The organism is Neorhizobium sp. JUb45 (genome assembly GCF_004343585.1).
Classification (GTDB): domain Bacteria; phylum Pseudomonadota; class Alphaproteobacteria; order Rhizobiales; family Rhizobiaceae; genus Neorhizobium.
In genome coordinates this window covers 142,046-155,681 of the sequence record NZ_SLYW01000003.1, presented here as the reverse complement: position 1 = coordinate 155,681, position 13,636 = coordinate 142,046, and the positions used below count along the sequence as shown (strand labels likewise).

The 13,636-nt window shown below is 60.5% G+C and carries 6 protein-coding genes; 2 read left to right on the top strand and 4 right to left on the bottom strand.

The features are described 5' to 3' along the window. Positions 1-15: 15 nt before the first annotated feature. Positions 16-894 (top strand): LysR substrate-binding domain-containing protein, encoded by an 879-nt coding sequence (locus tag EDF70_RS13395; protein ID WP_132274139.1) that lies wholly within the window; start codon positions 16-18, stop codon positions 892-894. 27 nt (positions 895-921) lie between these two features. Here the strand turns inward: EDF70_RS13395 and EDF70_RS13390 are convergent, their stop codons facing one another. Next, positions 922-1,905: an aldo/keto reductase gene (locus tag EDF70_RS13390; RefSeq protein ID WP_132274136.1), complete on the bottom strand. Its 984-nt coding sequence runs from the start codon at positions 1,903-1,905 to the stop codon at positions 922-924. A 70-nt stretch (positions 1,906-1,975) separates the two neighbouring features. Between EDF70_RS13390 and EDF70_RS13385 the strand changes: the two genes are divergently transcribed. Continuing rightward, on the top strand, positions 1,976-2,371 hold the full coding sequence (locus EDF70_RS13385) for a MerR family transcriptional regulator (protein WP_132274133.1): 396 nt from the start codon (positions 1,976-1,978) through the stop codon (positions 2,369-2,371). Here the strand turns inward: EDF70_RS13385 and EDF70_RS13380 are convergent. The 3 genes from EDF70_RS13380 to EDF70_RS13370 form a co-directional block, all read right to left on the bottom strand. Further along, on the bottom strand, positions 2,359-3,390 hold the full coding sequence (locus EDF70_RS13380; protein ID WP_132274130.1) for an NAD-dependent epimerase/dehydratase family protein: 1,032 nt from the start codon (positions 3,388-3,390) through the stop codon (positions 2,359-2,361). The genes EDF70_RS13385 and EDF70_RS13380 overlap by 13 nt on opposite strands. Before the next feature lie 27 nt (positions 3,391-3,417). Next, a complete protein-coding gene (locus EDF70_RS13375; protein WP_132274127.1) occupies positions 3,418-4,002 on the bottom strand; it encodes a TetR/AcrR family transcriptional regulator in 585 nt (194 codons plus the stop codon). A 132-nt stretch (positions 4,003-4,134) separates the two neighbouring features. Then, the gene (locus EDF70_RS13370) at positions 4,135-13,008 is read right to left on the bottom strand and encodes a BapA prefix-like domain-containing protein (RefSeq protein ID WP_132274124.1); all 8,874 of its coding nucleotides are present in this window, start codon (positions 13,006-13,008) and stop codon (positions 4,135-4,137) included. Between the last annotated feature and the right edge of the window lie 628 nt (positions 13,009-13,636).

Sequence of the window (13,636 nt, the reverse complement as noted above, 5' to 3'; positions counted from 1 at the left end):
AAAAACTATCGACAAATGGACGTTTTAGGAAAACTCCCATCGCTCAATGGCCTCAAGGCCTTCGAAGTGGCGGCGCGGCATCTCAATTTCCGGCTGGCGGCCGAGGAACTCGGCGTAACGCAGGGCGCGGTCGCCCAGCAGGTTCGCGGATTGGAAGCCGAACTCGGCGTGTCTTTGTTCGAACGCCTGCCGCGGACGCTGGTGTTGACCGGCGAGGGAAGGCGTTATATCGCCGACATCAGACGCGCGCTCGAAATCATCTCGCAGGCGACGACCGAGCTTCGGCCGCAGCCGGTGAAGCTGACGATCAGCACGACGCCGACCTTCGCCTCCAAATGGCTGATCCCGAGACTGCAGGATTTCACGGCTCGGCATCCCAAGCTCGACCTTCATATTCTGGCGACCGAGCGCATGTCGAATTTTCAGCTGGATGGCGTCGATCTTGCTGTCCGATACGGCCGTCCACCGTTCGGACCCGGACTGGCGCATCAGCTTCTCTTCGAACAGGAGATTATCGCGGTCTGCAGCCCTCATCTGCTTTCCGACCTCGGCACGCCCGGAAACGCCGAGCAGCTCGCCCATTACATGCTGCTCCACGATGCACACAATTTCTGGCCCGAATTCGTCGATTTGCAGTTCGGCCACCGGGAGCAGACGACATTCAAGGGCATCAGTTTCAGTCAGACCTCGCATGCCATCGAGGCGGCGATCGCCGGGCAGGGGATCGTTCTCGCCAACAGCGATTTCGTCGCGCGCGACATTGCCGAGGGGCGCCTCGTGCGCGCCCTCGACGGATCATTGCGCGGGCCGTCCGACTTCTATCTCGTGTGGCCACGTTATCGAAAGTCGGACGCGCTCGATACGGTTCGCGTCTGGATCACCGGCGAAACATAGGCTGCATGCCCAGACGCAAGGCGGAGATCACACCGCGATGCCGCGCACCGCATCGGCCAGCGGTTCCAGTGCGGCCATCTCCTCGTCAGACAATATGATCGTGGCAGCGCTTGCATTCTCCTGCAGGCGGTTCCGTTTTCGCGTGCCGGGAATGGGGACGGTTTTCGCATTCAGCTTTCGGGACTGCGCGTAAAGCCAGGCAAGCGCCACCTGTGCCGGCGTGATGCCCCTCGCGGATGCGATATCCTCGATCCTTGCGACCAGTTGCATGTTTGCTTCGCGGTTTTCGGCTGAGAAACGCGGAAAGTTCTGGCGTGCGTCGTCATCCGTCAATGCGCCGGCGAATGTCTGGCCGGTCAGCATGCCACGACCGAGCGGCGAATAGGGCACGATCGTCACACCAAGTTCGGACGCCGCCGGTATCACGTCCTTTTCTATGTCGCGGGTGAAGATCGACCACTCGGATTGCAGCGCCGCGATTGGATGAATTGCGTGTGCCGCCCGCAATTCCGATGCGCTGACCGCTGAAAGGCCGAGCCATCTCACCTTTCCCGCTGTCACCAGTTCGGCCATGGCTCCGATGGACTCTTCCAGAGGAACGGCGTCGATCCGCCGGTGCATATAATAGAGGTCGATCACATCGACCCCGAGTCGTTTCAGTGAGCGATCAACGGCCGCGCGAATGAATTCGGGGCGATTGTCGATGCTCCAGTCGTTCGGATTTTCCGGGCTGCGGGTGTAGCCAAATTTGGTGGCAATGACGATATTGTCGCGATTCTTGGCGATGAAGGGCGCCAGAAACTCCTCGTTCGCACCGAGCCCGTACATATCGGCGGTATCGAACAGGCTTATGCCAAGCTCAACGGCCCGCTCAAGCGTTGCGCGGGATTCGGCCTCGTCCGTCTGTCCGTAAAATTCGCTCATGCCCATGCAGCCCAGTCCCTGGGCACCGATCATCGGGCCATCATGGCCGAGTTGAACTTTGGGCATGGTGATCATCTGGCTTGTCATGTCGGGTCTCCATATTTCGACAAGCACGCCTTATAAGTATTGACCATACTCCATGGTCAAGGATCAAAAAATGCTGATTTCGGAATTTGCCAAAGCCACCGAACTTCCGATCGATACGATCCGCTTCTACATCACCAAAGGGCTGCTGAAGCCTAAGCGCAGCAGCAAGGGCGGCTCGAACCCGTATCAGATGTTCAGTCCCGACGACGTGACGACGGCGCGTATGATCCGTCTCCAGCAAACACTGGGATATTCGCTGGCGCAGATACTGGCGCTCAACGAGGAATACCGCGCCGGCGCCCATTCGCCGGAACGCACGATCGATGTTCTGCAGATGCAGATCAAAAGGCTGGAAGAACGACAGGCCGCCGTGAATGCGGCGCTGTCCTTCCTGCGCGGCAAGGTCAGCTGGATCAAGGTCGGAAAGCCCGATGATGCGCCCCGCCTTGAAGATTACCAGTGCTGACCGGCGCGAAGTTCTTTCAGTCCCTGTTCTCTCGAGATCAGCGGTTTGTACCCGAGCTGCCGTTCTGCCTTGCTGATGTTCAGGGAAATTTCGACGGCCGATGTCGCATAGGACTGCAGCGTCAGGGGAGGGTGGATGCGTCCCATCGAGATTGCCGCAAGCAGATCGCCGATCGCCGCGATGGCCCTCACCACTGGGCGCGGAATGGATTTTTCCGGCGCCACCAATCCCTGCGTTTCCAGTAGAGCCGAGACGAAAGTCCGGAATGCAACGGGTGCTCCATCCGAGATGAAATAGACCTCGCCACCGCGCCCTTTGGCGAGCGCCAGTTCGACGGCACTGCACAGGTTGGCGATATGGGTGGTGGAGGTAAGGTATGTACCGCCGCCGATCCAGGCAAGCTTGCCCGAGCGGGCGGCTTCGGTCAGGGCAGGAAGCGCTGTCGTATCATCACGGCCCCAGACGAAACGGGGCCGCAAGACGACGACGGCGAATTGCGCAGAGTTGGATGCAAGAGCGATACGTTCGGCCGCGGCCTTGCTGCGTGAGTAACCACCCGCCGGTCGCGCGGGCAGAGGCGTGCTCTCATCCACATCGACCAGCGGTCTGCCGGTGGCCAGAACGGATTCGGTGCTGATATGGATCGCCCGGCGGATGCCCGCGGCACGGGCGGCCTGCATGACGGCCCGCGTGCCATCCTCGTTCACACGCTGCTGGCTGGCGGTGGCCGGTCCGTGGCCGGTATCGGCTGCCGCATGGATCAGGCTATCGCAACCCGACATTGCCGTTGCGAGGTCGTCAACAAGAATATCGCCCCGGCATGGAATTGCGCCCAGCGCCCGGACACTCTCCTCGGACTGCTGGCTGCGAACGAGTGCGACGACGTCTGCGCCACGCGCGACAAAATGCCGGATCAGGTTGCGGCCGACATAACCACTGCCTCCGGTCAGAAATATCCGCTTCGATGGGACGTGTTCGTCCGTGGCCGCGGCGGGTGCGGCAATGCTGGTATTGGTCATGTGATGTTACCTAAAAAGTTTGGCTATTCAGTTTGCCGGCCTGTCCGGCAGGTCGATCTCCCGCGGGGAGGCGGTGACGAGCCAGTTGATCTCGCGAAGAAGCCTGTCGCGTTCCTCGCGGGTGAAATGGTGGAAATCGAGATGTTCGAGAAATTTCAGCCCCTCGAGCGCGAGATAGGCGAGAAGCGCGCCCCGCGGGGATGGTGAGGCTTCCACAATGCGGGTGATCGTGGAGGCCTGGTTCGTCTGCATTTTCCGGCGTAATCCGGCATCGAGTGCCAGGGCCGCGCTGAGGTTCAAGGCCACGGCACGAAACTCCTCCGGCGGCGGTTCGGCCGCAGCCGTGATCCGAGCCCGGATAGGTCGGTCTTCCGGCTCGCCTATCCCGTCTTCGATGCGGGCATGATGCGCGTTGTCGCGCTCGAACGCGCGATCGACGACAGCCTCGACCAAAGCCTGTTTGGTCTTGTGGTCGTAGATCACGCTCGCCTTGTTGATGCCGGCTTCCCTGGCAACGGCGTCGAGTGTCAGGTTTGCCGCGCCGTCGCGCCCGACGACACGCTCGGCCGCATCGAGCACGGCTTGCTGATCGATGACACGTTTCCTGCCCATGAACTCATCCGATTTATTTCCAACCAGATGGTTATAAATTATTTCTGTCTCTTTTTGTCAAGCCTTCGCTTGCCGGCCATCATCAAATGGCCGGCAAGCGATAGTCCATCGTTTCGGATTGCCCCGTCGGCGTCATATGACCGACGTATGCAACTGATCCTCCGGAAGTAGGCTGACTGGAAATGGATCCATGGGCAGGTCTTCGGTGATCTCGATCCGTGCAGTCAGGAACGCGGCATCGTCGAATGGCGCGTCGGGCGTCTGTGACGGGTCGATATCCGCCGACAGGCCAAGAGCGGCGAGATCCACCTCCTGCCCTCCCTGATCAAGCTGCAACTCTGCGAAAACAGGTTGGTCAGGTGCAAAGTCCGTCCCATCCGTGTCCGGCGCATTTATGCTGTCGAGATCGATACTTGCGCTGTCTGGATCAAGCGCGTCGCTATCGAAGGACATCGCCATCGAGAACATGTCGTCCGTGTTCAATTCCTCGATGGAGGCGCTCATCAGAGCCTGCGGACCATGCGCATAATCCGCCGTAATCGTCAGGTTGGCGGTCGAGGTCGATCCATCCGGTGAGGTAATCGTGTAGGTGAAGACGTCCGTGCTGCCATCCGCACCGGTGAACAGTGGATCGGCGACATAGCTGTAGGCTCCGCCTCTGCTGATCGTCAGCGTTCCATGATCGCCATGGATCACCAGACCGGTGGGGCCGACTGCGGCCTGATCGACGCTCGAGACGATCGTTCCCGTAACCGTGGCATCACCCGTCAGCACATTGCCGGCCACCGATCCGTTGACGTTGCGATAATCCGTGACGACATTGGAAGTCGTCTCGACTGTCATGTTGGCAAGCGCCGAAAGATTGAGAAGGCCGCCGGGATTGGCCAGAACCAGATAATAGGTGCCGCCGCCTTCGAATTGCGGCAGTGTCGTGGACGAGGCGGACCAGCTTGGCAGCAGCAATCCCAGAATGCCGGGATTAAAGGTCAGCCAGTCAGTGATCACATGGACCTGCTGGGCTTGCGTCTGTCCATTCTCGACGCGGTAGACGATCAGATCGTAGTTCTGTTCTCCGACCAGCGTCAGCGCTGCAAGTGCGGCGCCCGTGCCCTTCACGCTCACCTGCTGCGTCGTGTTGTTGGCAACGGTAAACTTCAATGGGCTCTGGCCGGAGAGAAGCGAGACGTCAACCGCATTGCCCAACAGGCCGAGGTTGAGGACGCCGCCGACGGCGCCGGTCTGTTTCGGCTGGGTCACGGTCGAGGGCGTGATGTTGAGGTTTATGGTTGACGCATCATCGTTGGCGACGAGGTTGATGATCGTCACCGGCCCCAGGGTCCGCGTTGTCGCATTGCCGGCCACATCGATCTGACGCACGAGAACGTTATGCGATCCGACACCGAGCGTGAACCCCGTGCCGGAACCCGTCAACCAGTTGGTGCCGCCATTCGTGCTGTATTCCCAGCGCGCACCCGGCTCGATGCCGCTGACACTGATCGCGCCGTTTGTCGAAATGCCGTCGCCGATCGTGCCGCTATCGACCACGAAACCCACGGTTGGAGCAACAGGCGGAGTGGTGTCGACGGTGGCGATCGCGGTGGTCAGCGGCGCGGCATTGCCTGCGGCATCCGTCAGGATTGCATTGACAGTCAGGGTCGAGCCGCTTCCCGGTGCGGGGACAGTGGTGGTGAATATGCCCGCTGCCTGCGCTGCGCTAAGCACGGTGGTTGTGCCATTGATCGTCAGCCGGTCGCCGGCAACGGCACCCGTTCCGGCAAGGTTGACCGAAACGGCCACGGACCCGGCAGTCACCTCGCTGAGGTTGATATAGGCATCGCCATTGGTGCCGAGCGTTACAATCGGAGCGGTCGGCGCGACCAAATCGACGGTGGCGGTTGCCGTCACGATCGGTGACGTGTTGCCGGCAATGTCGATCAGCGACGCATTGACCGTCAGCAGCGAGCCATTCGCAGGCGCAGCCACGCTCGTCGTGACCGTTCCGGCAAGAACCTGCGCCGAGGTCAGGGTGATGAATGTGCCGTTGACGTTCAGCCGGTCGCCCGCGACGGCACCCGTACCGGCCAGGCTGACGGAGACGTTGACCAATCCGGAATTGACCTCGGCAATGCCGATATAGGCATCGCCATTGCTGCCGAGGCTGAGGGACGGGGCCAATGGCACTATTGTGTCCACAAGGGCGTTGGCGGTTGCCGGCAAGGAAATATTGCCGGATGTATCCGTGATGAAGGCGGTCACGGCCAGCGTCTGTCCGCTGACCGGCACCGCAACCGTGGTGGCGACGGTACCGGAAGATATGTGCGCCGCCGTCAGGACGATCGTCGTGCCGTTGACGTTGAGCGTGTCACCGACAGCCGCGCCACTCGTGCCGATATTGATGGACACGGCAACGCGCCCGGCGCTCACCTCGGCGGCATTGATATAGGCGTCGCCATTGCCGAGCGTGATGGTTGGTGCCGTCGGCACCGTCGTATCGACAAGCGCATTTGCCGAGGCGTTTCCGGAACTGTTTCCGGCTGCGTCGACAAGAGAGGCGTTGATGGTCAGCGTGGAGTTGTTGGCCGGCGCGAGGATGGTTCTGTTTACAACGCCGTCAATGATGTTTTGTGTCGTCAGCACATTTGCAACACCGTTGATGATCAGCGTATCGCCTGCGACTGCACCCGTATTGCGAATATTGATGGCAACGGAAACATTGTTGCCCACTATTTCCGCAGGGAGGATGAAGCCGTCGCCATTGCCGATGGTGATGACAGGCAGGTCAGGAGCGATCGTATCGACCAGTGCGGACACAGTCGTCGGCGTCGAGATGTTGCCAGCCGGATCGGTGAGTGAAGCTTCGACCGTCAGCGACTGGCCGCTTGCAGGCGCAGACAGGTTGGTCTGTACGGTGCCGGCAGTGATATCGGCAGCCGTCAGAACCCGGCTCGTTCCATTGATCGTCAAGGTATCACCGGCTGCGGCACCAGTAATGTTGATTGCGACCGCGACCGTCCCGCCGGAAATCTCACCGGAGACGATATAGCCGTCACCATTGCCGATTGTCACAGTGACGGGGGGCGGCGCAACTGTGTCGACCACGGCCGTCACGGTGCCATCCGGCGACGGGTTGCCGCCAAAACCGGTAAGCGATGCCGTCACTGTCAGCGACTGACCTTCCAGGGGCGCGAGCACTGGCGCGTTTATGTAGCCGGCAGTGATGTCGCCCGGCGTCAAAACGAACAGCTGGCCGTCGACCGTCACGGTATCACCGGCAGCCGCACCTGTGCCGGCAAGGCCAACGCGTACCGTAACGTTACCGCCGATGATTTCGGTTGCCGTGATGAAGCCGTCTCCGTTGCCGATCGTCAGTGTGGGCGCGCCGAGAATGTCGGTATCCATCACGGCCTGTTCCGTAACAGGAATAGACGTGTTGCCGGCGGCATCCGTGATCGTTGTGGTGACGTTCAGCGTCTGGCCGTCGCCAGGTGCCGGTAGCGTCAATGTAACGAGTTGCGTGGCGATCTGCGTCGCGTCGAGAACAATAGTCGTGCCATTCACCGTCAGTGTATCACCGATCGCGGCACCGGTGCCCGCAAGACTGATCGAGACAGGAACGGCCCCGCCGACCAGTTCGCTGGCGATGATAAAATTATTGCCGTCACCAAGCTGAACCGTGGGTGCCAGCGGAGCCTGCGTGTCTACTGATGCTGTGACCGTCGCTGTCGGCGATCCGTTGCCGGCCTGGTCCCGCAGTGACACGGCGACCGCAAAGGGGTCGCCATCGGGCACAACCGGAACCGTTCTGACGATGCCTGTGGTCAGGCCGTCGGTGATGTCCTGGGCGGTGAGGATGGTGGCCTGTCCATCGATGAGCAGGGTATCGCCTGCCACGGCACCTGTGCCGGCAAGAGAAATCCTGACTTCGACTCTGCCGGCAGTCACCTCGCTCGCATTGATGAAGGCATCGCCATCACCAAGCGTGACGAGAGGAATTCCGGGCGCTGTGATGTCGATTGTTGCGGAAGCCGTCGTCGGTGCCGATGCGTTGCCGACTGCATCGGTGAGAACTGCGGTCACCTGCAGCGGTTGACCATAATTGAGGATGGGAACCGTTGTCGTGATGATGCCATTGCTGATTTGCGATGCTGTCAGGACGATAGACTGCCCGCCGACCGTCAGAATGTCGCCTGCAACGGCGCCCGTGCTTCGGATATCGACGGATACCTGCGCCACTCCGCCCGTCACGTCGGCTATCCCAAGCAAGCCGTTGCCGCTGCCAATCGTCACTATCGGCGACGTCGGCGCAGTTATATCGACCGTTGCGTTGACCTCGACGACCGCTGATGTGTTACCGGCAATGTCAGTCAGGAATGCGTCGACCTCCAGAGTGTTGCCGACAGCGGGAAGGCCAACGGTCGTATCGACATAGCGATTGGTAATGTCGGTGGCGGTGAGGACGTAGGCGTTGCCGTTGACGGTCAGTGTATCGCCAGCAATGGCATCGGTCGCACTGATGTCTATTCTGAGAGCAACCGCATTATTGCTGACTTCGACGATGCTGATGAATCCGTCGCCATTGCCCAGGGTCAGGACGGGTGCGGTCGGCGCTATCGTGTCGGTCAAGGCAGTGACGGTGGTCACCACCGACTCGTTGCCGGCAACGTCCTGCAACTGGGCTGTTACGATCAGGGATTGACCATTTGCCGCGGCCGATACCGTCGTCGTTACCACACCCGCAATGACCTCTTGGCTGGTCAACACGATCCTGGCCCCGTTAACGATCAGACTGTCGCCTGCAACCGCACCGGTTCCGAGAATGCTGATCCTGACGGAAACCACACCGCCGGCCGCTTCTGCCGCGTTGATATAAAGGTCGCCATTCGTGCCAAGGATAACCCCCGGAGCTGTTGGAACGTCGAGGTCCACAGCGGCGGACGCAGTTGCGACAGGAGAGGTGTTGCCTGCGGTATCGGTGAGGTTTGCCGTAACCGTCAGCGGCGAACCGTCTGTGGGAACGAGGACGCTGGTGTCGACATGCCCCAGCGCTATTTGCTGAGCATTCAGAACGATGGTCTGTCCATTGACGATCAGGCTGTCACCTGCGAGTGCGCCTGTGCCACTGATGTTGATTGACACCGCGACATTGCCGCCGGTTACCTCGTTGGCGATAACGAAGGGGTCGCCGTTGCCGATGGTAATCACGGGCGTGCCGAATTGATCCGTATCGACCGGCGCCGACACGGTTGCCGTCGGCGAGTTATTACCTGCCGCATCGGTGATGAAAACGTTGACAGTCAATGTGCCGCCTGTTGCCGGCACGGGCACCGTCGTCAATACGGCGTTTGCGCTGATATGCGCAGCCGTCAATGTGATGATGGTGCCGTCGATGTTCACCTTGTCGCCGATAGCAGCACCGGTGCCGGCAAGGCTGACGTTGACGGAAACCGCGCCATTAACAACATCTGCGGCATTGATATAGGCGTTGCCATCACCAAGCGTCACGGCCGGCTGGTTAGGTGCTGTGGTATCGACGTTAGCAGTGACTGTCGTGACCGGCGAGGTGTTGCCGGCAATGTCGGTTATTGAGGCCGAAACCGACAGCGCCTGTCCATCCGGAACGGCGTTTACATTGACGAAGACGCCGTTGCTGATCATCGAAGACGTCAGCACGATGGTTGTGCCGGCGACCGTCAGCCTGTCTCCCACAGCCGCGCCGGTATTGGCGAGATCGACGAAAACCTCAACCTGGTTGTTGGTGATCTCGCTACCGTTGATGAAGCCGTCGCCGTTGCCGATTGTCACAGCTGGCTGGCCTGGCGTCACCGTATCGACGTCTGCCGATGCGGTCGCAATCGGCGAACTGTTGCCGGCGATATCAACCAGCGAAGCATGGGCTGTCAGCGCTTGTCCCGTGGCCGGTGCCGGCACCGTCATTGCCACAAAGCCGTCTGTTATATTGGCGGCAGTCAATACGATCGGGCTGCCGTTGACCATCAGGGTATCGCCTTCAGCGGCGCCGGTGCCCGTGATGGTGATGCGAAGGTTTACCGTTCCGTTGGTGACCTCGCTCGCCTTGATGTAAGCGTCGCCATCGCCCAAGGTCAGGACGGGGGTGCCGGGTGGGCTGATGTCGACCAGTGCCGAGGCTGTGACCGTTGGCGAGGTGTAGCCACCGGTGCTGGTGAGTTGCGCCGTCACCGACAAGGTCAAGCCATCCGCCGGCGCCGTCACCTGGGTTGAAACGGTGCCGGTGGAAATGTTGCCGGCGGTCAGTGTGATCGGAGTGCCATTCACGGTCAGAGTATCGCCTGCCGCAGCGCCGGTGCCTGTAATGTTGAATGTTACTGTCACCAGATTATTGATGACCTCCGCAGCATTGAGATAGGCATCGCCGTCACCCAGCGTCATGCTGGGCGTGCCGAGCAGGTTTGTGTCCATTACCGCCAAAGCATTTGCGGTGCCTGAACTGTTGCCGGCGGCATCCTGCAGCGAGGCTGAAACGGTCAGTTGGGCGCCTTGGGCGAGGGCAGGCACACTCGTGTCCACCACACCTGCAGCGACCTGTGCGGCAGTCAGTACAATCGATACACTCCCGACGGTCAGCGTGTCGCCGGCCGCAGCGTTGGTGCCCGCAAGACTGATCCTGACAGGAACGGAGCCGTTGACCAGTTCGCCAGCTTCAATGACACCATCGCCATTGCCAAGGATGATGCCGGGTGTCCCCGGAGGCGTCGTGTCGACAATCGCTGTAACCGTTGCCGCCGGGGAAGGATTGCCGGCCGTGTCCGTCAGGGTTGCCGTGACCGTGAGGGTCTGGCCTTCGGCCGGTGCCGGGATCGGTTTCGTGACTGTGCCAGCATTGATATCGGCAGCCGATAATACGAACGTATCGCCGTTGATAGCCAGTATGTCTCCTGCTGCGGCACCTGTGCCGGCAAGGCCGATCGTAACGTCAACGACGCCACCTGTGATGTCATTCGGTCCCAGAAAGGGTCCACCACTACCAAGCGTGACTGTGGGCAGACCGGGAGCTGTCGTGTCGACAAGAGCTGAAGCCGTCGCAATGGGTGAACTGTTCCCGGCTGGATCGGTGAGCGTCGCCGAAACGAACAGTGGCTGGCCGTCAGCCGGAGCGGTCACCGCTACCGTCACGGTGCCTGCTTGAATTTGCGCCGCCGTCAACGTGACAGGTATGCCACCGACGATCAGCGTGTCGCCGGCCACGGCTCCCGTGCCGGCAAGGTTTACGGAAACCGTAACGGATCCGCCAGAGATTTCGCCGCTTCCGATCGGGCCGTTGCCATCGCCGAGCGTCAAGCCGGGCAGGTTAGGGGCGATCGTGTCGACCAACGCGCTGATCGTGGTCGCTGGTGACGTATTGCCGGAGCTATCGGTGAACGATGCCGTCACCGTCAGTGTCTCGCCGTCCGCCGGGACGGGCAAAGTCGTCTGGGCAAGGCCGGCCGCAATCTGCGCGCCCGTCAATACGATCGTGTTGCCGTTGACAGTCAGGGTGTTGCCGGCAACAGCGCCAGTATTGGCGAGGCTGATGGAAACCGATACCACCCCGCCGACGGCTTCAGCGGCATTGATATAGGCGTCGCCATTCCCGACGGTGACGGTTGGTGTGCCTGGGAGATTGGGGTCCACCACTGCAGACAGTGTTGCAGGCGGCGAGACATTGCCGGCGGCATCGGTAAGGGACGCCGAAATGTTGAGCGTCTCTCCTCTCGCCGGAGCTGTCACCGTCGTGGTGACGAAACCGGCAGCGATCTGCGCGCCGGTCAGAACGATTGCGCTACCATTGACGGTGACGGTGTCACCGGCGACGGCACCGGTCCCGACAATGTCGATCCTGACGGTTACCGCGCCATTCGAAATTTCAGCCCCTGTGATGATGTTGTCGCCATTGCCGACCGTCAGTACAGGAGCGGTTGGTGCTGTCGTGTCCACCTGCGCGGATATGGTTGCGGCCGGCGAGGAGTTTCCGGCGGCATCTGTCAACGACGCCGTTACCGTCAGTGTCTGGCCGTCGGCCGGCACCGGCACGGTCGTTTCCGCGACACCCGCTGCGATTTGCGCCGCCGTCAGCACGGTTGCAGTTCCGTTGACGACCAGTGTGTCGCCGGCAACGGCGCCACTACCGGCAAGATTGACCGTCACCTTGACCTGCCCGTTCGTGACTTCACCGCCTGAAATGACGTTGTCGCCATTCCCCACCGATACGCTCGGAAGACCCGGAGCCGTGGTGTCCACGACGGCCGATATCGTTGTCACCGGCGATGTATTGCCGTTTGCGTCGGTCAAGGATGCGGTCACGGTCAGCGTCTGACCGTCAGCTGGCGCGGGGACATTGATTTCGACGACGCCCGCTGCGATCTGGGCGTCGGTCAGTGTCACCGTCGTGCCATTGACCGTCAGCGTGTTGCCTGCAACCGCTCCTGTGCCTGCCAGATTGATGCTTACGACCACGGAGCCGCCGGCCGTTTCCTGTGCATTCAGAAAGCCATCGCCGTTGCCGAGGCTGACCGCCGGGGCGCCGGGGGCAGGTGTGCCGGGTTCGCCGCCATTGTTGCCGCCACCACCGCCGCCGCCTGCGCCGACAGCTGCAAGGGCGGCGCCAGCCAGAGCCAAGGGGCCAAGAATACTGAACGCCGAGCCGGCACCGGCTGCCGCTGCACCTCCGACCATCTGATCGACGGCTGAAAGCGGCTCGAACTGCAGATCGGCAAATGCATCGGTGTATTCGCCATTCCAGAGATTACCGAACTCGTCCTCGAGAATGAGTTCGCTCCGCTTGTCGCCTTCTCCAGTGAAAAAGCCATCGATACGGATCTGCTCACCATTGGTCAGGTTGATGATGAGGTCTGATCCGGAGCGCGACGTTGCGGATATGTCTTTCGGGGAAAGCTTAAGCTTGATCGTGCTGGGGCGGGTTATGGAAATTTCGTTTGTGGCGACTGTAGATGTTTCACCACTGACTTTGTCCGATACAACTGCAACCATCTCAATACGTCTCCTCGCATTTTTTTGTCATTGCTCGAAAGGCTGTCGTCTTCCGTGCCGCGCCGATTTTTCGACAGCTCCGAGAAGACGGAACATTCGATAAGAAAGTACTAAAATAATGAAGTGCTAAAATAAATAAATCGAGAGCACACAGATTTCGCTTTGGGCGCGGCGGCGATCACGACAGGATTGCTGACCGTATGGTGGTGCGCTTCCCCTTTGCACCAAGGGGTTCAATCATTTCTGGTGATGGAGGCATGGTGGTTGCCGCTGGGCCAATCTTTCGGCCGGCCGTCCGCATGGCTTTTGCCTCCCGGTCGAGCTGACCGGAAATTTCCCCGGAAGGATCGATACGATTCGGGCGGTCTCGACGCTTCCGATCGTTTTTTCGGATTTTCCACCAGTCTATTTTAGCATTTCGCAAGTCCTGTCGCCGGATTGCCGGCCGCAGAGACAGGGACACGGAAAAGTTTTTGTCTTGGCCTGATTGGATCGGACAGGCGGGGTAAATCGATTGAGTGCGGCATGCGATTGCGTGGGCACGCAAATCGGCGTTCTCAGCCTCGATACCTGAATAAAGAATACCACTTTTTTACTGGAATGCGGTATCTTGTCACACGGTCCTGGT

What these genes read in the sequence shown, in the direction of transcription:
- EDF70_RS13395 (WP_132274139.1), top strand. Translation starts at nt 16, where the DNA reads ATGGACGTTTTAGGAAAACTCCCATCGCTCAATGGCCTCAAGGCCTTC.
- EDF70_RS13390 (WP_132274136.1), bottom strand. Translation starts at nt 1,905, where the DNA reads ATGACAAGCCAGATGATCACCATGCCCAAAGTTCAACTCGGCCATGAT.
- EDF70_RS13385 (WP_132274133.1), top strand. Translation starts at nt 1,976, where the DNA reads ATGCTGATTTCGGAATTTGCCAAAGCCACCGAACTTCCGATCGATACG.
- EDF70_RS13380 (WP_132274130.1), bottom strand. Translation starts at nt 3,390, where the DNA reads ATGACCAATACCAGCATTGCCGCACCCGCCGCGGCCACGGACGAACAC.
- EDF70_RS13375 (WP_132274127.1), bottom strand. Translation starts at nt 4,002, where the DNA reads ATGGGCAGGAAACGTGTCATCGATCAGCAAGCCGTGCTCGATGCGGCC.
- EDF70_RS13370 (WP_132274124.1), bottom strand. Translation starts at nt 13,008, where the DNA reads ATGGTTGCAGTTGTATCGGACAAAGTCAGTGGTGAAACATCTACAGTC.